The following is a 25460-nucleotide window of genomic DNA, read 5'->3' as shown; positions in this document are numbered from 1 at the left end:
CAGCATCGAGATCAGCCCCCGTCCAGCGTGGAGGCAAGTCGCGTCAGCAGGTTCGTCAACTGCGGCTGGCTGGTACAACCGGTCTTCAGGAAGATCGACTTGAGCTGCGTGCGCGCGGTCTCGTGCTGGATGTGCAGGTGGCGGCTTGCCTCGGGCAGCCCTTCACCGGTGGCCAGCCGCGCAACCAGCCGCGTCTCGGCCGGCGTCAGCCCATACAGGTTGCGCATGACCGAATCAAGCAGCACCGACGGCGCCCCCGCTTCATGCACGACGACCAGCGCGGCGGGCTGTTGCCACGATGCGGCAAACGCATGGGTGGCGGGCAGCGGCAGCACCAGTACTTCGGCCTGATTGCCATGCGTGTCGATGGCGCGTGCGGCCAGCGCGGCCTGCGGCGTTGCCGGATCGCAGGCCGCCTGCAGCATTTCGTTGAAGCTGCGCGACAGTTGCCATTCCGAAGTCTTGCCAGAAGGGTCAAGGCGCCGCGCCCAGCGCTCGCCGGCCATGTTGGCAAGCAGGAGCAGCCGCTCCGGGGAATAGACGGCCACGGCAAAGGCCAGCCGTTCGATCATCCGCGTGGCCAGCGTGGCCAATGTGGACAGTGCCAGCGTGCGGTCGCGCATGGCGATTGCGGAGCGCATATGCGGCACCACCCAGTCCATCCTGCGCGAATCGTCGCCGGCGAAGTGCCCCTGCGACAGCGCGCGCTGCATCGAGAAATAGACTTCGTAATGCGGCTGGCGCTCGACCAGGCAGGCCATGTAGGAGCCCAGTTCGAACTTGTTGAGGAAATCGCCGTAGAACGGGTCCCGCGCCATCCGGTGCGGGCCCAGGTCGCGCGCGTCCACATACCAGGCGCCCGGCACCAGCCTGGGCGCAAAGCCCTTGGCCGGGTCGATGGCCTGGAAATCGTTTTCATAGGCGAGGAACAGTTCCTCGACCGGGTTGACGGTCTCGTTGACGGTCACCTGGTCGCGAACGGTGTCCCAGACCATCATGGAGGCGTGCTCGCTACCGGCCAATTCGGACAGTGCGCGCAAGCTCTGTTGCCAGGCTGCTGGGTCCAGGATGCCCTCGTAAAGCCCCCGGATCGCGCCATGCATGGTCGCTTGATCCATTTCTGACTACCCCTTTGCGTTCTCGACAGTTGCTTCTTCCGTCGCGGTAGCCGATGTGCCCCGGTCCGCGAGTCTGTTTTTTTGTTTTTCCGGTCGAGCCGGATTTGTGATGATGTACCAAAATCGCCAAAAATAGTGCGATCTTCTGACAATGCATATGTTTAGTACATTGCCGCGTACCTTACTCCATTCGAGGGGTGTCGGGTGCAATCGAATTCCCCTACTTCGGTAGGGGACATTTCCTGTATGGCGGACGATGTGATCGATATGCCCTGAAACGACCAGATCGCGTCGATCCTTGGTGGCGATCAGGTAAAATGCCCGTTTTCCGATTTTCACGGGCGGCGCATGTCGCCCACGTCCCGCTCTTACCGCCATGACCTCTGTCCTGCGTCTTACCGATCTCATTTCCCAAGGCAACATCTCCGGCAAACGTGTGTTCATCCGCGCCGATCTGAACGTGCCGCAGGACGACGCAGGCAACATCACCGAAGACACCCGTATCCGCGCCTCGGTACCGGCCATCCAGGCCTGCCTGGACGCCGGCGCGGCCGTGATGGTGACGTCGCACCTGGGCCGCCCGACCGAGGGCGAATTCAAGCCCGAGGATTCGCTGGCTCCGATCGCCGCGCGGCTGTCGGAACTGCTCGGCAAGCCTGTCCAGCTGGTGCAGAACTGGGTCGACGGCGTGCAAGTGGCGCCCGGCCAGGTCGTGCTGCTGGAAAACTGCCGCGTGAACAAGGGCGAGAAGAAAAACAGCGACGAGCTGGCCCAGAAGATGGCCAAGTTCTGCGACGTCTATGTCAATGACGCGTTCGGCACCGCCCACCGCGCCGAAGCCACCACCCACGGCATCGCCAAGTTTGCGCCGGTCGCCTGCGCGGGCCCGCTGCTGGCCGCCGAGATCGATGCGCTGGGCCGCGCGCTGGGCCAGCCGGCCCGCCCGCTGGTGGCCATCGTCGCCGGTTCGAAGGTGTCGACCAAGCTGACCATCCTGAAGTCGCTGGCCGACAAGGTGGACAACCTCGTCGTTGGCGGCGGCATCGCCAACACGTTCATGCTGGCCGCCGGCCTGAAGATCGGCAAGTCGCTGGCCGAAGCCGATCTCGTTGGCGATGCCAAGGCGATCATCGACATCATGGCCGCCCGCGGCGCATCGGTGCCGATCCCCGTGGACGTGGTCTGCGCCAAGGAATTCAGCGCCTCGGCCGCCGCAACGGTCAAGGACGTCAAGGACGTGGCCGACGACGACATGATTCTCGACATCGGCCCGAAGACCGCCGCCATGCTGGCTGACCAGCTCAAGGCCGCCGGCACCATCGTCTGGAACGGCCCGGTCGGCGTGTTCGAATTCGACCAGTTCGGCAACGGCACCAAGGTGCTGGCCGAAGCCATTGCCTCGTCCAAGGCATTCTCCATCGCCGGTGGCGGCGACACGCTGGCCGCCATCGCCAAGTACGGCATTGCCGATCGCATCGGCTACATCTCGACCGGTGGCGGTGCGTTCCTGGAATTCCTGGAAGGCAAGAAGCTGCCCGCATTCGAAGTGCTGGAACAGCGCGCCGCCGGCTGACGACTTGCCGGGCCGGTGCGGGGTGTCCCCGTTCGGTCCGAACTGAAACGCCCCCGACCCATGGAAGCCGCCCGCATGACACGCTCCACGAAGATCGTCGCCACGATTGGCCCCGCATCCAGCACGCTGGACGTGCTGACCCGCATGATCGCGGCAGGGGTCGACGTGGTGCGCCTGAACTTCTCCCACGGCACCGCGCAGGACCATATCGATCGCGCCGCCATGGTGCGCGAGGCGGCAGCGGCCTGCGGGCGCGAGGTGGCCATCATGGCCGACCTGCAGGGCCCCAAGATCCGCGTGGGCAAGTTCGAGCACGGCAAGATCACGCTTGCGCCGGGCGACGCATTCATCCTGGATTCGGCCTGCCAGATGGGCAACCAGGAGCGCGCGGGCCTGGACTACAAGGACCTGCCGCGCGACGTGGGCCCGGGCGACCTGCTGCTGCTCAACGACGGCCTGATCGTGCTGGTGGTGGATCGCGTGCTTGGCACCGAGATATTCACCACGGTGCGCGTGGGCGGTGACCTGTCCAACAACAAGGGCATCAACCGCCAGGGCGGCGGCCTGTCGGCGCCGGCGCTGACCGCCAAGGACATGGAGGACATCAAGACCGCCATGGCGCTGGGCGCGGACTACGTCGCGGTGAGCTTCCCGAAGAACGCCACCGACATGGAAATGGCGCGCCAGCTTGCCAACGTGGCGGGCCAGCAGCACAACCACAAGGCGCGCATGATCGCCAAGATCGAGCGCGCCGAGGCGATCCGCCCGGGTGTGCTCGAGGAAATCCTGCAGGCGTCCGACGGCATCATGGTCGCGCGTGGCGACCTGGCCGTGGAAGTCGGCAACGCCGCCGTGCCCGCGCTGCAGAAGCGCATGATCAGGCTCGCGCGCGAAGCCAACAAGCTGACCATCACCGCCACGCAGATGATGGAAAGCATGATCGTCAATCCGGTGCCGACGCGCGCGGAAGTGTCCGACGTGGCCAACGCGGTGCTGGACGGCACCGACGCGGTGATGACATCGGCCGAAACCGCCGCCGGGCGCTATCCGGTGGAGACGGTGGAGGCGATGGCCGCGATCTGCCTGGAGGCGGAGAAGTCGGAAGTGGTGCAACTGGACACCGACTTCCTGAACCAGACGTTCGCGCGGATCGACCAGTCGATCGCGATGGGTGCGCTGTTCACCGCCTATCATCTAGGAGTCAAGGCGATTGCGGCGCTGACCGATTCCGGCGCCACGGCGCTGTGGATGAGCCGTCACCGCATTCATGTGCCGATCTACGCGATGACGCCGAACCTGGCCTCGCAGCGCAAGATGCAGCTCTATCGCAACGTGATACCGCTGCCGCTGCACTCGAGCACCGATCGCGATGTGGCGCTGGAGCAGGCCGAAGAACTGCTGCTGGCGCAAGGCGTGGTGCAGCGTGGCGATTTCATCGTGCTGACGATCGGCGAGCCGATGGGCCAGCCGGGCGGCACGAACACGCTGAAAATTGTGAGGGTAGGCACCAGATGAGACGCTATAAAAACGATTCTGGCGTCGTTGCGCGACCTTGCCGTACCACTTGTACTGTCTGCGGTCGCACCCTTGCAGGGCGCACATGTGCTGGCAGGCACATGTTGTTACGCAGGCGGCTCGCATGCGAGCCGAAACCCCTGCTACACCCTAGCCAGAACCGCTTCGCTTCGTTTTTATAGCGTCTCACGGCTCGCATCGACAAGAACACCGATACCCCAAAAGATTTCTTTATTCAGGAGTTAGACATGCCACTCGTATCCATGCGCCAGCTACTGGACCATGCCGCCGAGAACAACTACGGTCTGCCGGCCTTCAACGTGAACAACCTCGAACAGGTGCAGGCCATCATGCAGGCCGCCGACGAGGTCAATGCTCCGGTGATCATGCAAGCCTCGGCTGGCGCGCGCAAATACGCGGGCGAGCACTTCCTGCGCCACCTGATCGAAGCCGCCGTGGAAGCCTATCCGCACATCCCGGTGGTCATGCACCAGGACCACGGCCAGTCGCCGGCGATCTGCCAGGCCGCGATCGACCTGGGCTTCTCGTCGGTGATGATGGATGGCTCGCTCAAGGAAGACGGCAAGACCCCGTCGGACTACGAGTACAACATCGACGTGACCCGCAAGGTCGTGCAACTGTCCCACGCGGTCGGCGTGACCGTGGAAGGCGAACTGGGCTGCCTGGGCTCGCTGGAAACCGGCGAAGCCGGTGAGGAAGACGGCATCGGCGCCGTTGGCAAGCTCGACCACTCGATGCTGCTGACCGATCCGGAGCAGGCCGCCGACTTCGTCAAGGCCACCCAGCTCGACGCACTGGCCATCGCCATCGGCACTTCGCACGGCGCGTACAAGTTCACGCGCAAGCCCACCGGCGACATCCTGGCGATCAACCGCATCAAGGAAATCCACGCCCGTATCCCGAACACGCACCTGGTGATGCACGGTTCGTCGTCGGTGCCGCAGGAACTGCTGGAAGAGATCCGCAAGTTCGGTGGCGACATGAAGGAAACGTATGGCGTGCCCGTGGAAGAAATCCAGGAAGCCATCAAGTACGGCGTGCGCAAGATCAACATCGACACCGACATCCGTCTGGCGATGACCGGCGCGATCCGCCGCTTCTTCGTGGAGAACCCGAGCAAGTTCGACCCGCGCGAGTACCTGAAGCCGGCCCGCGAAGCCGCCAAGCAGGTGTGCAAGGCCCGTTACATCGCCTTCGGCTGCGAAGGCCAGGCCAGCAAGATCAAGTCGGTGTCGCTGGTCGACATCGCTGGTCAGTACAAGGCCGGCAAGCTCGCCCAGGTCGTGCAGTAAATTGTGTCGTTGCCCCGCCCGGTGCGGGGCATTGCTTGTTCATGGGGCTTCGCATCGCGCTCGAAGCCCCGCTTGTTTTTCAGCCGCTGCCGCTTTATCACCATGTCCGACGCCCTCTACGAATCCTCCATCCAGTCCCTGCCGCTGCTCGGCAAAGGCAAGGTCCGCGACAACTACGCCGTTGGCGAAGACAAGCTGCTGATCGTGACCACCGATCGCCTGTCGGCCTTCGACGTGATCATGGGCGAGCCGATTCCGGCCAAGGGCCGCGTGCTGAACCAGATGGCGAATTTCTGGTTCAAGAAGCTCGCGCATATCGTGCCGAACCATGAGACCGGCGTGACCGCCGAGAGCGTGGTGGCGCCGAACGAAGTCGCCCAGGTGAAGGGGCGCGCCGTGGTGGTCAAGCGCCTGAAGCCGATCCTGGTGGAAGCGGTGGTGCGCGGCTACCTGGCTGGCAGCGGCTGGAAGGATTACCAGGCAACGGGCAAGGTGTGCGGCATTGCGCTGCCGGCCGGCCTGCAGAACGCGCAGAAGCTGCCCGAGCCGATCTTCACGCCGGCCGCCAAGGCCGAGATGGGCGAGCACGACGAGAACATCTCGTTCGACGAAGTCGAGCAGCGCATCGGCAAGGAGCTGGCCGAGAAGATGCGTGACATCTCGATCCGCCTGTACAAGGAAGCGGCCGATTACGCGGCCACGCGCGGCATCATCATCGCCGACACCAAGTTCGAGTTCGGCCTGGACGAGAACGGCACGCTGACGCTGATGGATGAAGTGCTGACCGCCGATTCGTCGCGCTTCTGGCCCGCCGATTCGTACCAGGTGGGCACCAACCCGCCGTCGTTCGACAAGCAGTTCGTGCGTGACTGGCTCGAAGCCGTGCGCATCGACGGCAAGCCGTGGCCGAAGACCGCGCCGGCGCCGCAGCTGCCCGAGGACGTGGTGCAGAAGACCGCCGACAAGTACAAGGAAGCGCTGACCCGCCTGACCGGCGAGCAACTGCAATAAGGCGCGAGGAAGAACAGACATGAGCAACGCAGCAAAGCCGGTGGTGGGCGTGGTGATGGGCAGCAGTTCCGACTGGGACGTAATGCAGCACGCCGTGGCCATGCTCAAGGATTTCAACGTGCCGTTCGAGGCCCAGGTGGTGTCCGCGCACCGCATGGCCGACGACATGTTCCGTTATGCCGAGTCGGCGCGCAGCCGTGGCATCCGCGCGATCATCGCCGGTGCCGGCGGTGCCGCCCACCTGCCGGGCATGATCGCCGCCAAGACCATCGTGCCCGTGTTTGGCGTGCCGGTGCCGTCGAAGTACCTGCGCGGCGAGGATTCGCTGCTGTCGATCGTGCAGATGCCCAAGGGCGTGCCGGTGGCCACGTTCGCCATTGGCGAGGCCGGTGCCGCCAACGCCGCGCTGCATGCCATCGCCACGCTGGCCACCACCGATGACGCGCTGGCCAGCGCGCTGGAAGCGTTCCGCGCCAAGCAGACCGAAGCCGCGCGCGCGATGACGCTGCCCGTATAAACTGATTCAAGTTCCACCGTAGCCTTCAGGCCCCAAGCCATGCCGACCGATATCCATCCCTACCTGTCCGAAGCGCACACGCCGGAATCGCGCGCCGAGTTCGGCGTGGACAGCCCTAGCTCGCCGATTCAGCCCGGCGCGTGGCTCGGCATGCTCGGCGGCGGCCAGCTTGGCCGCATGTTCACGCACGCGGCGCAGTCGATGGGCTACCGCGTGTGCGTGCTCGACCCGGACCAGGACAGCCCGGCCGGCAACGTGGCCGATCGCCATATCTGTGCCGCCTTTACCGATGATGCGGCGCTGGCCGAGTTGTCCAGCCTGTGCGAGGCCGTGAGCACCGAATTCGAGAACGTGCCGTCGATCTCGCTGGAGCGTCTGGAAGAGGCCGGCGTGTTCGTGGCGCCGCGCGGCTACTGCGTGTCGATTGCGCAGAACCGTATCGGCGAAAAGAAGTTCTTCGCGGCCTGCGCGGAGCGTACCGGCGTGCCGCCCGCCCCGCACTGGGTGATCCAGCATGATGCCGATGTCGACCAGCTTCCGGACGAGGTACTGCCCGGCATCCTGAAGACCGCGCGCATGGGGTATGACGGCAAGGGTCAGGCGCGTGTGAAGACGCGCGAGGACGTGCGCGCTGCCTGGAAGGCAATGCAGCACGTGCCATGCGTGCTTGAGCGCATGCTGCCGCTGGCGTATGAAGTTTCGGTGCTGGCCGCGCGTGCGGCCAACGGCACCACCGCCACCTGGCCGCTGGCCGAGAACGTGCACCGCGACGGCATCCTGTTCTCGACGACGATGCCGTCGACAAGCGTGTCTGATGACATCGCCGACCGCGCACGCGCAGCCGCCGCGACGATTGCCTCGGAAATGGGCTACGTCGGCGTGCTGTGCATCGAGTTCTTCGTGCTGACCGACGGCACGCTGGTAGCCAACGAAATGGCGCCGCGCCCGCACAACTCGGGGCACATCACGATGGATGCCTGCGAGACGAGCCAGTTCGAGCAGCAGGTCCGCGCGATGGCGCGCCTGCCGCTGGGCAGCACACGTCAGCACTCGGCGGGCAAGATGCTGAACCTGCTGGGCGACTGCTGGTTCGAATTCGGCCTCGAACGTACGCCGGCCTGGAACGAAGTGCTGATCCAGCCCGGTGCCAAGCTGCATCTGTATGGCAAGAACGACGCGCGGCCGTCGCGCAAGATGGGCCACGTGAACTGTGTGGGCGAGCACGCCGAAGGCGCCGCACACGCGTTCGACGCCGCCGCCAGGGCGCTGCATATTCCGCTCTGACATCGGGTGGTTGCAATGTCCTCACGCATGCCCACCGCCGCCGAGCTTGATGAAGCCGTTCGTCTGCTCGAAGCTGGCGAGCTGGTGGCGTTTCCGACCGAGACCGTCTACGGTCTCGGTGCTGACGCCGAGAACCCCGAAGCCGTGGCGCGTATCTTCGCCGCCAAGGGCCGTCCGTCGAACCATCCGGTGATCGTTCATCTGGTCGATGGCGCCGATGTTGGCTACTGGAGCGATGAAGTCCCCGAGGCCGCGCAGAAGCTGATCGACGCGTTCTGGCCCGGCCCGCTCACGATCATCCTGAAGCGCGCCGCGCATATTCCAGCCGCCGTAGCCGGCGGGCAGGACAGCATCGGCCTTCGCTGCCCGTCGCATCCGGTGGCCCAGGCGCTGCTGTCGCGCTTCCGTCGTGGCCGTGGCGGCATTGCGGCGCCGTCGGCGAACAAGTTCGGCCAGGTCAGCCCGACCACGGCCGAGCATGTGCGCGACGAGTTTGGTGGATCGGTCTATGTGCTGGAGGGCGATGGTGTCGATGTGGGGATCGAATCGTCGATCGTCGATTTGTCACGTCTCGATACTGCCGGACCTGTGCTGCTGCGCCCCGGCGCGATTACCGCGGCGATGATGGCTGACGTGCTCGGCACGATGCCGCTGCCGCCGGACGCAGCCGCGCCGCGTGCATCGGGCACGCTCAAGGCCCACTACGCGCCGCGCACCACGCTGACGCTGGCGCCTGCCGATGCATTGCCGCAGTACCTGCATGCGCTGCCTGCCGATGGCACGCTCGCGTGGGTGGGCCGCACTCCGGCCACTACTGATTCACGTTGCAGGTTCGTCGAGGCACCGGCAACGCCAGATGCCTATGCCCATGAGCTGTACCGGCTGCTGCGCCGGCTCGACAAGGAAGGATTCCAGCGGCTGGTGTTCGAGCCGGTGCCTGAGAGCCTGGAGTGGGATGGCGTGCGGGACCGCCTGGGAAGGGCTGCGGCTGCGTTCGAGGATTCCTGAAGATTCACGGCTGAACCCTCTCCCCCGGCCCCTCTCCCGCAAGGCGGGAGAGGGGAGCAGACCCGCAGCGTTTGATATGCCCTTGGTGTTCTCCAGGGGCAGCGCATCAAATCCCCACCCCGCAGAAGATCAAGGCGCGCCCTTGTACACCCACTGCATCAACGCATCGTGCGCTTCCTGCGCGGCCGATGCGTTGGGGTGATTGATATACGCCACCACCACATAGCGCTGGCCATTGAGTGCATCGACATAGCCGGCCAGTGCGCGCACGTCCTGCAGCGTGCCCGTCTTCAGGTAGGCGTTGCCGGCCGCATTGGCGCGCGTCAGGCGGTTGCGTAGCGTGCCGTCCACGCCGAGGATCGGCAGGGAATCGATCAGCGCCGGTCCTACATCGCTGGCCACTGCCTGTTGCAGCAACCGCGCCATGTCATAGGCGCTGATCCGTTCGTCACGTGACAGGCCCGAACCGTTTTCCAGCACCAGGTCCGGCATGTCCAGGCCCTGGCGTGCCAGCCAGCGCTTGATCACGCGCGACGATTTCTCGGTACTGGCCGGGCCGCTGCGATCAATCTCCGCGCCGATCGTCAGGAAGAGCTGGCGCGCCATCACGTTGTTCGAGAACTTGTTGATGTCGCGCACGATATCGCCGAGCGGCTGCCCATAGTGCCGCGCCAGCAGGAATGCGCCGCGCGGCACGGTGCCGCTGCGCAGCCCCGGTGGACGCACGAAGCGGCCGCCGGCCTGCTGCCATTCGGCGACAAAGCCACCCCAGATGAAGTCGCTGTGCGACAGCGTGGCCAGGTTCACCACGTGCTCGCCGCAATCGGCCGCGTAGCTGCCGTCAAACGCGGCGACGATGGTGCCGTCGGGCTGCGGCATGATGTTCGGCGTGGCGCGCGTGCGCCAGTCGCCGCAACGGCCATTGGCCAGCGTCAGGCGATTATCCACACGCAACTGCGCCAGCGCCGGCGTGACGGCCACGTCTACGCTGCGGCCGGCGGCGTCGGGCGTAATCGTGAACGAGAGCGTCTTGAACGCATAGAGCAGCGCATCGGGATTGACGTTGTAGGCGCGCTGCGATTCACCATCGATCGAGAAATTGCCGTCCAGGCTGTCCGAGAAGAAGCTGCGGTCAAGCACCAGGTCACCGTTGATGGCCGTGGCGCCAGTCGAGCGGGCCGTGGCCACGAGCTTGGCCATTTCCTCGGGCACCAGCTTCGGATCGCCACGCCCGCGCAGATAGACGTTGCCGTTGATCACGCCGTCTGGGCCGGGCTGGCCGTCCGCGTAGAGCGAGGTCAGCCAGCGGTAGTCGGGCCCAAGCAGCTGCAGGCCCGCAAACGTGGTGACGAGCTTCATCGTCGACGCTGGATTCATCGGCGTTTGCGCATTCCAGCTCACGCGCGCCTGCGGGGCGCCAACCTTGATCACATAGAAGCTTGCGGCCGACAGCGGCACGTGCGCACGGCGCAAGGCCGCTGTGACCGCCGTGGGCAGGCCCGTGCGCGCGGCGGCCGGGTCGGCGGCTTCCGCGCTGACACGCTGTACGGTGGGTTTGCCGGCCTGGGCGGTTTTAATGGACTTGGCGGACTTGGCCTGGGCTCCGGACAGGCCGAGTGCGAGCAGCATGGCCGCCGTGATGACGGAAGGCAGGCTGCGGCGGAGCAGGGAGAGGCGAATGGACATGGCGAGCATGTTAACGCATGGTCCATGCCCGCCGGATGACGCGAATGCAGCCGTTTCGGGCCGCAATTCGCTGGTGAGGTCGACCGTGCGCCGCACGGCCGGTCACTGCTAGCTGGCCGACTGGCAATCGACCGAATCAGTCGATTGGCGAGCCTGCGTCGACCTGGTGCCCGGGATCGGGAAGACCCAGTCGTAGATCCAGTTGTAGATCAGCGCATAGACCATATAGAAGCCGGCCACGGCGATGTCCATGATGAAGGCGTCGATCAGGCTGATGTTCAGATACCACGCCACCGACGGCAGGAACACGATCAGCAGGCCGCCTTCGAACAGGATCGCGTGCAGCACGCGGATCGGCACCGATTTCTTGAGCTGGCCCGTGAAGCGCAGCATCGAGCGATCGAAAATGATGTTGTAGACATAGTTCCAGACCGCCGCGATCAGTGACGCGACGGCGCCCACCAGGCCCATCTGGTGCAGCGCAAAGCCGAATACCAGGCTGGCAAGTGGCGCGAAGATCAGCAGCCCGATCAGCTCGAAACCGACGGTGTGACGGATCCGGTCTGCGGTGGTGCGCATGAAGCTCTCCTTTGTCAAACGATGGAGCGCATTCTATCGGCAGGACAGCTAATCGCAAGTTGGGTAGTATCGGTTATTCCGATAGGAGGGGGATTGAGTTCCCTATGGTTCTCTCCCTTCTCCAGCCTGCGGGAGAGGGGCGGGGGAGAGGGCCAGCGGTTGTTTTGCGTGGCGGCGTCACTTTGCCTGACCCGCCTGCCCTCTCCCCCAACCCTTCTCCCACGCGTGGGAGAGGGGAGCCACCCAACGCGAGACCCACGCCATGAGCCTGTCCATCGACCAGTTGCAAGCGTTTGCCGCCGCCGCCGAAACCGGATCGTTCTCCGCGGCAGCCCGCCAGCTCGGCAAGGCCCAATCCGTTGTCAGCGCAGCCGTTGCCAATCTCGAAATCGACCTCGGCAACGCGCTGTTCGACCGCAGCGCCCGCTATCCCGTGCTGACGCCGGCTGGCGAGCGGCTGCTTGTCGAAGCGCGTGTGATCCTGGAGCGCTGCGAGCACTTTCGCGGCGTGGCCAAGAGCCTGGGGGAGGGCGTCGAATCACGCCTGACGCTGGCCGTCGACGAACTCTATCCGGAAGAAACGCTCGGCGTGCTGCTCGACGAATTCTCGCAACGCTTCCCCTCGGTCGAGCTTGAACTGCTGTTCCCGCTGATGGAGGACGTGAGCCGCCTCGTGCTGAGCCAGTCAGCGGACCTCGGCATCATGTGGCGCCAGGAAGTGCTGCCGCCCGAACTGGGATTCCACGCGCTCGGCTGGGTGCCAATGCCGATCATCTGCGCGCCCGACCATCCGCTGGCTGCGCAGCCGCGTGTGGACTTCGAGGAACTAAAGCGCTACCGCCAACTGATGGTGGCCACGCGCAGCGACAGCGAGGAAAAGAAACGGCTGCGCGTGGCAGCAGAGGTCTGGTGGGTGGAAAGCCAGTGGGTGATCGTCGAACTGGTCAAGCGCAAGCTCGGCTGGGCCTTCGTGCCGTGGCACGTGGCGGCCAACTCACCAGCCGCCGCCGGGCTGGTATCGCCACAACTGACCTTCCAGGACCAGGACTGGCCCGTGGCGATGGAACTGGTCTGGCACAAGCAGCGCCCGCTGGGGAAAGCGGCCACATGGCTGCGGGAACGGGTCAGTCAGCAGCCGTTGCCGGTGCCTGAGGGGCGGTAGGCAACGGCCAACCATTTCCACGATCGCGAGGCCATCGTTCGAATTTGGCCTAGCGGCCATCGTCGCCGGTGACCCGCATCAAACGATGTGCTGGCAAGGTTCGATAGCATGTGGCGCCTACCGATATTCATGCTAGAGGAGACGTGCCGATGACAAGCAGCGAGAAATTCGATCTGATCCGCTTCTCCTCGAAAATTCGAGACTTGTTGGATAGCGAGCTGGGCGTGTCGGTCGGCAATATGGAGGTCGTGCCGTTTGCCGAGAAGCTATACAAGATGATCCGCGCACAAGCCTATAACGAGGCCATATTCGACGCGAAACGGGTTGTTGATCGAAAGCTGGCCGATGTCTCGGAGCAGTTCGATTTCTTGTTGCAGGATGAGTAGGAAGTATTCGCTGGCGAGCATCAGAGAGGTATGGCTGGATGCATACCTCAATGGAGACGCGGGCTGGCTGGAATATCTGGAAGCACCATGCTTTGTCGTCGTGGACGGTCCAACGCTGGTATCGAAGGCTGAGCAGATCGCGTATCTTGAGCGAAGCCGGCAGAAGTTTCCTGGTGGTCGGACCGGCGACTTCAGCTTCACGCAATCCGTCCATAGAACGCTGGAGCGTGAGTCATGGGCGACCGTTGTGGGATCCTTCGTCTCCAGCCGAAATGGCCGACAGATCAGCAACTGCGATTTCTCTGAATTCTGGATATCCACCGAAGGCAGCTGGCGCATCGCGTCGCTTTACCTTCGGGACAAAAGCGGGGCCGCCGAAAAGTAGCCGTGGCGCGGTCCTATGTGCGACCCGACTCCAACGAGGCCGACGGCGAGGTGGCGTTACTGCGGCGTCGCCCCCGCGCTTGCCGGTGCTCCCTCCGCTTTCCCCACCTCCACATCCTGCCCATGCCACCCCCCGCCCAGCGCCTTGATCAGCGTGATGGAAGCCGTGTACTGGCGGCCCATGATCGTCAGCGTGGTGTTCTCCGCCGTATAGGCGGCGGTCTGGGCTGTCAGCACGTCCAGCAATGCGGCGGTGCCAGCCTTGTAGCGGTTGTTGACTAGCGAGAGTGCTTCGCGCGCGGATCGCAGCGCATCGCCCTGAACGGCCGATTCCTGTTCCAGCACGCGTGCTGCGGCAAGGTTGTCCTCGACTTCCTGGAAAGCGGTCAGCACCGTCTGGCGATAGTTCGCCACGGTCTGGTCGTACGATGCCACGGCGATCGCCTTGTTGGCGCTGCGCAGGCCGCCATCGAATATGGTGCCGGCCAGGCCCGCGCCGAGTGACCAGACGCGATCGGGCAGCGACAGCCAGCGTGCCAGCGTGCTGGCCGTCAGGCCGCCAGTGGCCGACAGCGTAAGCGTCGGGTAGTAGGCAGCCTCCGCCACGCCGATATTGGCGTTGGCCGATGCCATGCGGCGTTCCGCTGCCGAAATGTCGGGGCGACGTTCCAGCAGTTCCGACGGCACGGCCACCGGCACCTTGGGAATCGCGTCGCGGTTGTCGACGGTAACCACGTTCAGGTCCGCTGGCGGCCTGCCAACCAGCACCGCTATCGCGTGCTCCAGCTGCGCGCGCGTGATCTGGATATCGAGTTGCTGCGCCTGGGCGGACTTGAGCTGCGTTTCCGATTGCAGCACGTCAGACCGCTGCGCGGTGCCCACCTGGTACTGGTTCTGAACAAGCTGCAGCGACTTCGCGTAGTCGGCCACGGTGCGGTCCAGCAGCGCGCGCTGGGCATCAGCCACGCGCAGCAGGAAGTAGCTTTGCGCAAGCGTGGCCTGTGTCGACAGCAGCGCCGAGGCGAGGTCGGCCTCGCTTGCCTGTGCGCCGGCCTGGGCGCTTTCCACCTGACGGCGAACGCGGCCCCAGACGTCGATCTCCCAGCTGGCGGACAACGTCAGGTTCTGGCCGTTGATGATGTGGCTGCCGCTGGACGACGTCGACGATCCGCCGCGCGACACACCGGCGTTGGCGTTGAGCGTGGGGAAGTAGCCCGCGCGTGCCGCGGCCAGCGATGCGGTGGCCTGGCGATATTGCGCCTCGGCTGCCTTGATGTTCTGGTTCGAGACCTTGACCTGCGGCATCAGCTCGTCCAGCACCGGATCGTTGAACACGCGCCACCAGTCGGCGCGTCCCATCACATCCTGTGGCTCGGCGGTCTTCCAGTCACCGGTCCATGCGGGCATATCTGCCGCGGTTTCCTTGAACGCCTTCGGCACGGGCGCGTCGGGGCGCTTGTAGTCGGGGCCGACCGCACACCCGGCCAGCAGCGCGCAAACCAGCGCGATGACAGTGAACGAGAAAGAGCTTCGATACATGGCAATCGCCTTTATCAGTGTTCGAGGTGCGGCGTGGCGTCGCCACCTTCCTGGCCGCGGCGGCGTGCGCGCCACGCCTTGACCTTCAGACGCCAGCGGTCCAGCGTGAGATAAACCACCGGCGTGGTGTACAGCGTCAGCAACTGGCTGACAAGCAGGCCGCCGACGATCGAGATACCCAGCGGCGCGCGCAGCTCGGCGCCGTCGCCATGACCCAGCGCCAGCGGAATCGCACCCAGCATCGCGGCCATCGTCGTCATCATGATCGGGCGGAAGCGCAGCAGGCAGGCGCGGTGGATCGCTTCGCGCGGGCTCAGGCCGTCGCGCCGCTCGGCATCGATCGCGAAGTCGATCATCATGATCGCGTTCTTCTTCACGATACCGATCAGCAGGATCACGCCGATCAGCGCAATGATGCTGAACTCCGTCTTGAACAGCAGCAGCGCCAGCAGCGCGCCCACGCCCGCCGATGGCAGCGTGGACAGGATCGTCAGCGGGTGCACGTAGCTCTCATAGAGAATGCCCAGCACGATGTAGATCGTGATGATTGCCGCCAGGATCAGGATCGGCTGGCTCTTGAGCGAGTCCTGGAATGCCTTGGCGCCACCGGCGAAGTTGGCCTGCAGGGTCTCGGGCGCGCCGATGCGGGCCAATGCGCCCTTGATCGCGTCGGTGGCCTGCGACAGCGAGTACCCTTCGGCCAGGTTGAACGAGATCGTCGATGCGGCGAACTGGCCCTGGTGGTTCACGCCAAGCGGCGTGCTGGTCGGCGTCACGTGTGTGAATGCCGAGAGCGGTACGCGCTTGCCGCCGCCGACCACCACGTAGATGTCCTGCAGCGCATGCGGACCCTGCAGATACTCAGGGCTCAGTTCCATCACCACGCGGTACTGGTTGAGCGGGTGGTAGATCGTTGAAACCAGGCGCTGGCCGAACGCATCGTTAAGGATCGCGTCGATCTGCTGCGCGGTGACGCCAAGCTTCGACGCCGTGTCGCGGTCGATGGTCACCGTGGTCTGCAGGCCCTTGTCGTTGGTGTCGGTGTCTACGTCCTCGATGCCCTTGATGTTCGAGATTGCCGCGCGCACCTTGGGCTCCCACTCGCGCAGCACGTCCAGGTCATCGGATTGCAGCGTGAACTGGTACTGCGAACTGCTCTGCCGTCCGCCAACGCGGATGTCCTGCACGGACTGCAGGAACAGGCTCGCGCCCGGCTCCTTGGCAAGCTTGCCGCGCAACCGCGCAATCACGCCGTCGGCCGATTCACTGCGTTCGGACAGCGATTTCAATGTGACGAACATCATGCCGGTGTTGCGCTGCGTGCCGCCCGTGAAGCCCACCACGTTGACCACGGCCGGATCGGATTGCACGATCCGGATAAAGTTGTCGAGCTTGGTGGTCATCGCCTGGAACGACGTGGCCTGGTCCGCGCGGATAAAGCCGATCAACCGCCCCGTGTCCTGCTGCGGGAAGAAGCCCTTTGGCACGATCACGTACAGGTAGCCGTTGAGCACGATGGTTGCCAGCAGCACGACCCAGACCAGTGCGCTGCGGCGCAGCGCAACGTCCAGCGTGCGCGCATAGCTCCGCTGCATCCATGTAAAGACGCGTTCGGTGGCGTGATGGAAACGGCCCGGCGAATGCTCGGACACCGGGCGCAGCAGCCGCGCGCACATCATCGGCGTGGTGGTCAGCGACACCACCAGCGACACCATGATGGCAACCGAAAGCGTGATCGCGAACTCCTGGAACAGGCGGCCCACGATGCCGCCCATCAGCAGCAGCGGGATGAACACGGCAATCAGCGAGAGGCTCATCGACAACACCGTAAAGCCCACCTCGCGTGCGCCACGCAGCGCGGCGGCCAGCGGCTTCATGCCTTCCTCGATATGGCGCGAGATGTTCTCCAGCACCACGATCGCATCGTCGACCACGAAGCCCGTGGCAATTGTCAGCGCCATCAGCGACAGGTTGTTCAGCGAGAACCCGGCCAGGTACATCACCGAGAACGTGCCGACCAGCGACACCGGCACCGCCACGCTCGGAATCAGCGTGGCGCGCACGTTGCGCAGGAACAGGAACACCACCATGACCACCAGCGCCACGGAGATGATCAGCGTGCGTTCCACCTCGCGCAGCGAGGCGCGGATGGTCGGCGTGCGATCCATCATCACGTCCATCGAGATCGCCCCGGGGATCATCTTGCGCAGTTGCGGCAGGATGTCGTTGACGCGGTCGACGGTCTCGATGATGTTGGCGCCGGGCGAGCGGTTCAGCACCAGCAGCACGGACGGCTTGCCATTGGCCGATCCGGCGTTGCGGATGTCCTGCACCGAATCGGTCACATTGGCCACGTCCTGCAGCCGGATCGGCACGGCGAAGCCGTTCGGTCCCTTGTTGCCGGTGCTGCCGCCCGTGGCGCCGGTGGTGATGGTGGTGGTGCCGCTGCTGGTGGTGATCGTCGTGGTCGTGACGCCGTTGACGGTCTTCGTGCTCACGTTGCCGCCGGCTGCGGCATTGGCCGTGCTGGCGATCAGCGCACCGGCCGAAGCCGACGAATAGGTACCCGGTGTGGCGTAGCGAATGATCAGCGGCATGTAGTCCTTGGCCGCCATCGCCTGGTCGTTCGCATAGACCTGCCACGCGTTGTTGCTGTTCTCCAGCACGCCAAGCGGCCGGTTGGCGTTGGTGGCGCTGATCGTGTTGCGCACATCCTCCAGCGAGATGCCGTACTTGTTCAGCGCCGTGGGATTCAGCTCCACGCGCACGGCCGGCAGCGAGGAACCGCCGATCGTGACCTGGCCGACGCCATCCACCTGCGAGAGCTTCTGCGCCAGGATCGTCGATGCCGCATCGTAAAGCTGGCCGCGCGTCATCGTCTGCGAGGTCAGGCCGATGATCATGATCGGCGCGTCGGCCGGGTTGACCTTGCGATAGGTCGGATTGTTCGGCAGGCTCGTGGGCAGCGTGGCGCGCGAGGCATTGATTGCTGCCTGCACGTCACGCGCCGCGCCATCGATATTGCGCGACAGGTCGAACTGCATCGTCACGCGCGTGGAACCGAGCGAACTGGTCGACGTGATCTCGGTCACGCCGGCGATCGTCCCCAGCGCGCGCTCGAGCGGCGTGGCCACGGTGGCGGCCATCGTCTCGGGGCTGGCGCCCGGCAGCGTTGCCGTGACCGAGATCGTGGGGAAGTCCACCTGCGGCAGCGGCGAAACCGGCAGCAGCCGGAACGCCGCGATGCCCGCCAGCAGGATGCCGATGGTCAGCAGTGCGGTGGCAACCGGGCGATGGATGAATGTGGCCGACAGGTTCATCAGACGTTTGGCTCCTGCGGACGCGGTGCGTGCTGGCCGTCGTCTCCGCTATCGCCACCCTCGTCAGGGTCGCCAAAGCGGCGTCGGCGCCAGGCCTTGAGGCGCACGGCCACACTGTCGAACGCCAGGTAGATGACCGGCGTGGTGAACAGTGTCAGCACCTGGCTGACCAGCAGGCCGCCCACCATCGTGATACCGAGCGGACGGCGCAGTTCGGAACCGATACCCGTGCCAAGCATCATCGGCAGTGCCGCCAGCAATGCGGCCATCGTGGTCATCAGGATCGGGCGGAAACGCAGCAGACAGGCCTGGAAGATCGCATCACGCGGCGCCATGCCGCCATCGCGTTCGGCCTCCAGCGCGAAGTCGATCATCATGATGGCGTTCTTCTTGACGATACCGATCAGCAGGATGATGCCGATGATCGCGATGATGCCGATTTCCTGGCCGGATACCAACAGCGCCAGCAGCGCGCCAACGCCGGCAGACGGCAGCGTCGACAGGATCGTTACCGGGTGGATCGTGCTTTCGTACAGCACGCCGAGCACGATGTACATCGTGATCACGGCGGCCAGGATCAGCCAGAGCGTATTGGAAAGCGATGCACGGAACGCCAGCGCGGCGCCCTGGAACTCGGTGGCCATCGAGATCGGCAGGCCGAGTTCGTTCTCGACCTTGGTGATCTTGTCGACGGCCGCGCCAAGCGATTCACCGGGCGCCAGGTTGAACGAGATCGTCGCCGACGGGAACTGGCCCTGGTGGTTGATCACGAGCGGGCCGGTACGCTCCGAGATATGCGCAACCGAACCGAGCGGCACCTGGCCACCCGACGACGAAGGCAGGCGAAGTTCGGACAACGACTCCGGACTTGTGCGGAACTGCGGCATCGTTTCCAGCACTACGCGGTACTGGTTCGACTGCGTGAAGATCGTGGACACCAGGCGCTGGCCGAATGCGCTGTACAGCGCGCTGTCGATCACCGCCGTCGTGATGCCGAAGCGCGCGGCGGCGTCGCGGTCGATCTCCACGAACGCGCGCAGGCCGTTGTTCTGCTGGTCGCTGGCCACGTCGCGCATCTCGGGTTCCTGCTTGAGCCGCTCGACCAGTTTCGGCACCCACTCCGCCAGCACGGCCGGGTCTGGGTCTTCCACCGTGAACTGGTACTGCGTGCGCGCCACGCGATCCTCGATCGTCAGGTCCTGCACCGGCTGCATGTACAGCGCCACGCCGCCAAGGTTCTGCACCGAGTTCTGCAGCCGCTGCGTCACCACATCCATCGGGTCGCGCTCGCCCTTCGGCTTCAGGTTGATCAGCATGCGGCCCGCGTTGATCGTCGTGTTGGTGCCGTCGACACCGATGAACGACGACACACTGGCCACGGCCGGGTCTTCGAGGATGACCTTCTGCACGGCCTCCTGCTTGCGGCCCATCGACTGGAACGAGCTGGTCTGCGCGGCCTCGGTGATCGCCTGGATCATGCCCGTGTCCTGGACCGGGAAGAAGCCCTTCGGCACCAGTACATAGAGCAGCACTGTCAGCACCAGCGTGCCCACCGCAACCAGCAGCGTGGCCGTCTGGCGCTCGAGCACCCAGTTCAGCGCGCGGCCGTAGCGGTCGATGACGTAGTCGAAGAAGCGGCCCGTGGTGATATGGAAGCGCGACTGCTCGCTCTCCGGCACGTGGCGCAGCAGGCGCGCGCACATCATCGGCGTCAGCGTCAGCGACACCACGGCGGAGATCAGGATCGACACCGCCAGCGTGATCGCGAATTCTCGGAACAGCCGGCCCACCACATCGCCCATGAACAGCAGCGGAATCAGCACCGCCACCAGCGAGAACGTCAGCGAAATGATCGTGAAGCCGATCTGCTTCGAGCCCTTGAGCGCCGCCTCCATCGGCGGGTCGCCTTCCTCGATGTAGCGCATGATGTTCTCGATCATCACGATGGCGTCGTCAACGACGAAGCCCGTGGCGATCGTCAGCGCCATCAGCGTGAGGTTGTTGATCGAGAAACCGGCCAGGTACATCACACCGAACGTGCCGACCAGCGACAGCGGCACGGCCACGCCCGGAATGATCGTGGCCGACAGGTTGCGCAGGAAGATGAAGATCACCATCACCACCAGCGCGACGGCCAGCAGCAGTTCGAACTCGACGTCCTCGACGGAGGCGCGGATCGTCGTGGTGCGGTCGGTCAGTTGCTGCACGTGCACCGACGCCGGCAGCGAAGCCTGCAACTGTGGCAGCAGCGTCTTGATGCGATCCATCACCTCGATGACGTTGGCACCGGGCTGGCGCTGGATGTTCAGCACGATGGCGGGCCTGGCGTTGGCCCAGGCGGCCAGGCGGCTGTTCTCCGCGGCGTCGACGATGTCGGCCACGTCCGTGATGCGGATCGGTGCGCCGTTCTGGTAGCCGATGATGATCTGCTTGTACTCGTCGGCCGACTTGAGCTGGTCGTTGGCGTCGATCGTCGAGGCGCGCGCCGGGCCGTCGAAACTGCCCTTCGCGCCGTTGACGTTGGCATTGCCGATGGCCGTGCGCAGGTCGTCGATCGACATGCCAAGGTTGGCCAGTGCAGTGGGGTTGGCCTGTATGCGTACCGCGGGGCGCTGGCCGCCGCTGATCGTGACAAGGCCCACGCCCTGGATCTGCGAGATCTTCGCTGCCACGCGCGTATCGACCATGTCCTGCAGCTTGGGCAGCGGCAGCGTGTCGGACATCATCGCCAGCGTCATGATCGGCGCATCGGCCGGGTTGACCTTGCTGTAGATCGGCGGCATCGGCAGGTCAGCCGGCAGCAGGTTGCTGCCCGCATTGATGGCGGCCTGCACTTCCTGTTCGGCCACGTCCAGCGACAGCGTCAACTCGAACTGCAGCGTGATCACCGAAGCGCCGCCCGACGACGACGACGACATCTGCTTGAGGCCCGGCATCTGGCCGAACTGGCGCTCGAGCGGCGCGGTGATCGACGAGGTCATCACGTCCGGGCTGGCGCCGGGGTAGAGCGTGGTGACCTGGATGGTCGGGTAGTCGACCTCGGGCAGGGCCGAGAGTGGCAGCAGCCGGAACGCAACCAGCCCCGACAGCAGGATGGCCACCATCAGCAGCGCCGTGGCTACCGGCCGCTCGATAAAGATGCGTGAGGGATTCATGCTGCTCCTCGACTTCTCGCGTTACTGCTGCGGCCGCTGCTGGCCTGCGCCTGCGCCTGCGCCTGCGGCCGCGGCTGCGCTCGCACCCGCGCCGTGTGCGCCGCTGGCTGCATGCGCGCCACTGGCACCGCCACGACGACCGCGGCCACGCGGCGAGCTTGCCGGCGTCAGCGCGGCGGCCCGTGCGGCCGGGTCCACCGCCTCCACTGTCATGCCTTCCTTCAGACGGTCCGCGCCATCCACCACCACGCGCTGGCCGGGCTCCAGGCCCTTGAGCACCGCGGTGTGGCTGCCGTCGCCCGGTCCGAGCGTGACCACCTGCACCTTGACCTTGCTGTCATCGCCAACCACATAGACGAACGTGCCTTGCTGGCCACGCTGGATCGCGGCAATTGGCATCACGACAGCGTTCTCGAGCGTATCGATGCGCGTGCGCACGTTGACGAACTGGTTCGGGAACAGCAGGCCGTCCGTGTTCGGGAAGATTGCCTTGAGCTTGACGGTGCCCGTGGTGGTGTCGATCTGGTTGTCCGTGGTCAGCAGCGTACCGTCACCGATCTGGTTGCGCATCTGGCGATCCCAGGCCTGCACCGGGAGCTTCTCGCCGGCGTTGAGCTTCTTGAGCACGGACGGCAGGTTGTCCTCGGGAATCGTATAGAGCACAGCAATCGGCTGGATCTGCGTGATCAGCGCAATGCCGTTGGTGTCGGTGGTGTTGACGATATTGCCAGGATCGACCTGGCGCAAGCCGATGCGGCCTGACACCGGTGCCACGATGCGCGTGTAGCCAAGCTGCAACCGTGCGTTGTCGACGTTGCCCTGGTCCGTCTTGACCGTGCCTTCGTACTGGCGCACCAGCGCGTCCTGCGTATCAACCTGCTGGCTGGAGATCGAGTCCTGCGCCAGCAGCGTCTTGTAGCGTTTCTGGTCCAGCCGCGCGTTCTGCAGCAGCGCCTGGTCGCGCGCAAGCTGGCCAACGGCCTGATCGAGCGTGGCCTGGAACGGGCGGGGATCGATTTCCGCCAGCACGTCGCCGGCCTTGACCATCTGGCCTTCCTTGAAGAGCACCTTGAGCAGCGGGCCCGAGACCTGCACGCGCACGGTGACGTTGGCCACCGGCGTCACATTGCCCAGTCCGTTCAGTACGACGTCCATGTTGCGCCGCGTCACCGTGTTGACCACCACCGGCGAGCGCTGCTGTGCGCCTGGGCCTCCCGGGCCGCCAGCGCCACTTGCGCCACCGGGCCCGCGTCGGCCCGCGCCCATCCCCGCCGCGCTACTGGCCGCGCCGGCGCTTGCGGCGCTGGCTTCCCGGGCGGCCTTGCGGTGGCCGTGCCAGTACCAGCCGGCGCCCGCGAGCACGATGACGATGGCGGCAACAATCCAGGTGCGGCGGTGCGACCTGTCATTCCCGCCGCGCGGAGCAGGCGGATTGGGAGGGGTGGGTTGACCTTGTTGTGGGTTGGACATGACCGGAATCCTGGGAGCGGCACGACGAAAAGGAGGTGCGTGCCAACGGTATTCGCACTAGCTATGTGACGGCGAAGTTGCAGCAGTATGCCGCATCGCACGGGCAGGGTGCCCCGCCATCAGAGGGGATGGGCTGAAGCATAATGTGGAGCCGCCATCCCACGTGTTTCGCGGCATCCGGCTTTTATTACAGCGGATTACCAGCGGCATGGGTGTAACCTCCGGAAACAAAACGGTTTGGGCCATTTGCAAAGCCGCATGCCTGCCCTGACTATCATGTGCCTATGCGTACTAACCAGCCCACCCAGATCCTCGTCGTCGATGACGACCCCGAACTGCGCGACCTGCTGCGCGAATACCTGACGTCCCAGGGGTTCGCTGTATCCGTGCTGCATGATGGCGACGGCCTGCAGGCCCGCCTCGAGCGCGAACGCCCGTCGTTGATCGTGCTTGACCTGATGATGCCGAAGGTCGACGGCCTGACCGCGCTGCGCAACCTGCGCGCGAAGAATGACGATATCCCCGTGATCCTGCTGACCGCGCGCAGCGACGAGATCGACCGCATCGTCGGGCTGGAAATCGGTGCCGACGATTACCTCGGCAAGCCGTTTTCGCCGCGTGAGCTGCTGGCGCGGATCAATGCCGTGCTGCGCCGCAAGCTGGCCCGGCCTGCGGCGGCGCCCGAGGACCGCGAATCCGTGGTGTTCGGCCCGTTCCGCGTGAATTTCCGCCAGCGCTCGCTGGAGCGCAGTGGCCAGGCTGTTTCGATCAGCGATACCGAATTCGCGCTGCTCAAGCTGCTGCTGTCGCACCCGCTGGAAGTGCTGTCGCGTGAACGTATTGTCGAGCTGATGTATGGCACCGCCAACGGCATCAGCGACCGCGGCATCGACGTGCAGATCTGGCGCCTGCGCCGCCTGCTTGACGAGGACGCCCAACGCCCGCGCTATATCCAGACCGTACGTGGCCGCGGCTACACCTTTGTGCCCGATGAGGCCGAGGACAGCATTCCGCAATGAAGCTTCGCATCGACACCCTGTTTGGCCGCATGGCGCTGCTGATTGCGGCCGTGCTTGTGATCAGCCATTTCTCCTGGCTGGCCATCCTTCGCATGGATCGGCGCCAGCAGCAGATCGACTATTCGGTCGAGCAGATGATGTTCCAGCTCGACAGTATCCAGCGTGCGCTTGACGCGAACCCGCCGCTGGCGCTGCCGAGCCTGGTGGAAGTGGCCGATACCGCCACTGCCGACGAACATGCGACCGCGCCGAAGAGCACGCGTCCGCGCCGGCTGGTTGAGCAGTTCACGCGGCGCCTGCCGCCGGGCACCGAGGTGCGGCTCGAGGACGACTCGACCACGCCGCGCCTGTGGATCAAGCTGCCCAAGCGCAGCCGCTGGATCGCCATGCCGATCCTGTTCGTCCACAACCCGCCGCCCGATAACCGGCTGGTGCCGGGTGTGGTGCTGGTGGTGGGCATAGCAATCATTTTTGCGCTGCTGATTGCGTGGCAGATCCAGCGCCCGGTGCGCGACATGGCCGAGGCGGCCGAAAAGCTGTCGCGCCAGCAGCTTGTCTCGCCGCTGCGCGAACGCGGGCCGCACGAGCTGCGCCAGTTGATCGTACGATTCAACCGCATGGTGGCGGACCTTGTGCGCATCGACCACGAGCGCAATACGATGCTGGCCGGCATCGCCCACGATCTCAAGACACCCCTGGCACGGCTGCGCCTGCGCGCGGAAATGCTGTCCGACCCGAAGGCGGCCGCAGGGGTAACGCGTGATGTCGAATCGATGTCCGCAATCGTCGAGCAATTCCTGACGTTCGCGCAAAGCAGCGAGCCGACCGCGCGGCCGGTTCCAGTGGACAAGCGCATCGGCGAACTGGCTGCGTCGCTGCACGAACAGGACAGGCTTGTGGTACTGGAACTGAGTGCCGGCGACGGCTTCCGCATGATCGCGACGCAGCTGGACCGCATCGTCGGCAATCTCGTCGACAATGCCTACGCCTATGGCCAGCCTCCGGTCTATGTGGCGACTGCGCGCACGCAGGAAGGCTGGCGGCTGACGGTAGAGGACCAGGGACCGGGAATTCCGGACGAAGCGATCGACCGCGTGACGATGCCATTCGTGCGGCTCGATCCGGCGCGCGGCGGCAACGCACATTCGGGACTGGGACTGGCGATCGTGGATCGGCTCGTGCGGCAGGCCGGCGGACGCCTGTCGATCACCAACCGCGAGGAAGGCGGCCTGCGCGTGGAGATGGTGTTCCCCTTCACGGCAATGGCGCAGGCAGCTTAGTTGCCTTCTGTTCTTGCTCCCCTCTCCCGCTGTGCGGGAGAGGGGTTGGGGGAGAGGGTACCGAGGTTCAAATTGCGACACGTCCCAACTTGACTCGCTTGCCCTCTCCCCCGCCCCTCTCCCACAAGTGGGAGAGGGGAG

The 25460-nt window shown here is 65.1% G+C and carries 19 protein-coding genes; 12 read left to right on the top strand and 7 right to left on the bottom strand.

Going from position 1 to position 25460, the window contains the following annotated elements:
• Positions 1-11: 11 nt before the first annotated feature.
• Positions 12-1118 (bottom strand): helix-turn-helix transcriptional regulator, encoded by a 1107-nt coding sequence (locus B552_RS0113130; protein WP_019449485.1) that lies wholly within the window; start codon positions 1116-1118, stop codon positions 12-14.
• A gap of 376 nt (positions 1119-1494) precedes the next feature.
• Between B552_RS0113130 and B552_RS0113125 the strand changes: the two genes are divergently transcribed.
• From B552_RS0113125 to B552_RS0113095, 7 genes are all read left to right on the top strand, one after another.
• The gene (locus B552_RS0113125; protein WP_019449484.1) at positions 1495-2691 is read left to right on the top strand and encodes a phosphoglycerate kinase; all 1197 of its coding nucleotides are present in this window, start codon (positions 1495-1497) and stop codon (positions 2689-2691) included.
• A gap of 75 nt (positions 2692-2766) precedes the next feature.
• A complete protein-coding gene (gene pyk, locus B552_RS0113120) occupies positions 2767-4206 on the top strand; it encodes a pyruvate kinase (RefSeq protein WP_026035616.1) in 1440 nt (479 codons plus the stop codon).
• Between the two features lie 248 nt (positions 4207-4454).
• Positions 4455-5519 (top strand): class II fructose-bisphosphate aldolase, encoded by a 1065-nt coding sequence (gene fba / locus B552_RS0113115; protein ID WP_019449482.1) that lies wholly within the window; start codon positions 4455-4457, stop codon positions 5517-5519.
• 102 nt (positions 5520-5621) lie between these two features.
• The gene (locus tag B552_RS0113110; protein WP_026035615.1) at positions 5622-6530 is read left to right on the top strand and encodes a phosphoribosylaminoimidazolesuccinocarboxamide synthase; all 909 of its coding nucleotides are present in this window, start codon (positions 5622-5624) and stop codon (positions 6528-6530) included.
• Between the two features lie 19 nt (positions 6531-6549).
• Positions 6550-7047: a 5-(carboxyamino)imidazole ribonucleotide mutase gene (purE, locus tag B552_RS0113105; protein WP_019449480.1), complete on the top strand. Its 498-nt coding sequence runs from the start codon at positions 6550-6552 to the stop codon at positions 7045-7047.
• 39 nt (positions 7048-7086) lie between these two features.
• The gene (locus B552_RS0113100; RefSeq protein WP_019449479.1) at positions 7087-8331 is read left to right on the top strand and encodes a 5-(carboxyamino)imidazole ribonucleotide synthase; all 1245 of its coding nucleotides are present in this window, start codon (positions 7087-7089) and stop codon (positions 8329-8331) included.
• Positions 8332-8346: 15 nt separating this feature from the next.
• A complete protein-coding gene (locus tag B552_RS0113095) occupies positions 8347-9339 on the top strand; it encodes an L-threonylcarbamoyladenylate synthase (RefSeq protein WP_026035614.1) in 993 nt (330 codons plus the stop codon).
• 129 nt (positions 9340-9468) lie between these two features.
• On the opposite strand, the gene dacB is transcribed toward B552_RS0113095, so the two are convergent.
• Together dacB and B552_RS0113085 are read right to left on the bottom strand one after the other, a co-directional pair.
• A complete protein-coding gene (gene dacB / locus B552_RS0113090; protein ID WP_019449477.1) occupies positions 9469-11034 on the bottom strand; it encodes a D-alanyl-D-alanine carboxypeptidase/D-alanyl-D-alanine-endopeptidase in 1566 nt (521 codons plus the stop codon).
• Between the two features lie 99 nt (positions 11035-11133).
• Entirely contained in the window at positions 11134-11604 is a 471-nt protein-coding gene (locus tag B552_RS0113085; protein WP_019449476.1) for a PACE efflux transporter, read from the bottom strand.
• Positions 11605-11866: 262 nt separating this feature from the next.
• On the opposite strand from B552_RS0113085, the gene B552_RS0113080 reads away from it, so the two are divergent.
• The 3 genes from B552_RS0113080 (at position 11867) to B552_RS0113070 (ending at position 13537) form a co-directional block, all read left to right on the top strand.
• Positions 11867-12766, top strand: coding sequence for a LysR family transcriptional regulator (locus B552_RS0113080; RefSeq protein ID WP_019449475.1), 900 nt, complete (start codon positions 11867-11869; stop codon positions 12764-12766).
• 149 nt (positions 12767-12915) lie between these two features.
• Entirely contained in the window at positions 12916-13152 is a 237-nt protein-coding gene (locus B552_RS0113075; protein ID WP_019449474.1) for a DUF2164 family protein, read from the top strand.
• Positions 13145-13537 (top strand): hypothetical protein, encoded by a 393-nt coding sequence (locus tag B552_RS0113070; RefSeq protein WP_019449473.1) that lies wholly within the window; start codon positions 13145-13147, stop codon positions 13535-13537. The genes B552_RS0113075 and B552_RS0113070 overlap by 8 nt, the downstream gene beginning before the upstream one ends.
• Positions 13538-13593: 56 nt before the next feature.
• Here the strand turns inward: B552_RS0113070 and B552_RS0113065 are convergent, their stop codons facing one another.
• Genes B552_RS0113065 through B552_RS0113050 form a run of 4 tightly spaced genes read right to left on the bottom strand, consistent with a single transcriptional unit; the run spans position 13594 to position 23020 of the window.
• Positions 13594-15075 carry an efflux transporter outer membrane subunit gene (locus B552_RS0113065; RefSeq protein WP_019449472.1) on the bottom strand — a complete coding sequence of 494 codons (1482 nt, stop codon included), beginning with the start codon at positions 15073-15075 and terminating at the stop codon, positions 13594-13596.
• A 14-nt stretch (positions 15076-15089) separates the two neighbouring features.
• Positions 15090-18395 (bottom strand): efflux RND transporter permease subunit, encoded by a 3306-nt coding sequence (locus B552_RS0113060; protein ID WP_019449471.1) that lies wholly within the window; start codon positions 18393-18395, stop codon positions 15090-15092.
• On the bottom strand, positions 18395-21550 hold the full coding sequence (locus B552_RS0113055) for an MdtB/MuxB family multidrug efflux RND transporter permease subunit (protein ID WP_019449470.1): 3156 nt from the start codon (positions 21548-21550) through the stop codon (positions 18395-18397). The genes B552_RS0113060 and B552_RS0113055 overlap by 1 nt, the downstream gene beginning before the upstream one ends.
• A gap of 21 nt (positions 21551-21571) precedes the next feature.
• The gene (locus B552_RS0113050; RefSeq protein WP_019449469.1) at positions 21572-23020 is read right to left on the bottom strand and encodes an MdtA/MuxA family multidrug efflux RND transporter periplasmic adaptor subunit; all 1449 of its coding nucleotides are present in this window, start codon (positions 23018-23020) and stop codon (positions 21572-21574) included.
• Positions 23021-23304: 284 nt separating this feature from the next.
• Here B552_RS0113050 and B552_RS0113045 point away from each other — a divergent pair, with 284 nt between their 5' ends.
• Positions 23305-24039 (top strand): response regulator, encoded by a 735-nt coding sequence (locus B552_RS0113045; protein ID WP_019449468.1) that lies wholly within the window; start codon positions 23305-23307, stop codon positions 24037-24039.
• Positions 24036-25319 (top strand): ATP-binding protein, encoded by a 1284-nt coding sequence (locus B552_RS0113040; RefSeq protein ID WP_019449467.1) that lies wholly within the window; start codon positions 24036-24038, stop codon positions 25317-25319. Before B552_RS0113045 ends, B552_RS0113040 begins: the two co-directional genes overlap by 4 nt.
• Positions 25320-25460 lie beyond the last annotated feature (141 nt).

It is taken from the genome of Cupriavidus sp. BIS7 (assembly GCF_000292345.1).
Lineage (GTDB): Bacteria > Pseudomonadota > Gammaproteobacteria > Burkholderiales > Burkholderiaceae > Cupriavidus.
The sequence above is the reverse complement of the archived record's forward strand: the minus strand, read 5'-3'. Positions and strand labels throughout refer to the sequence as shown.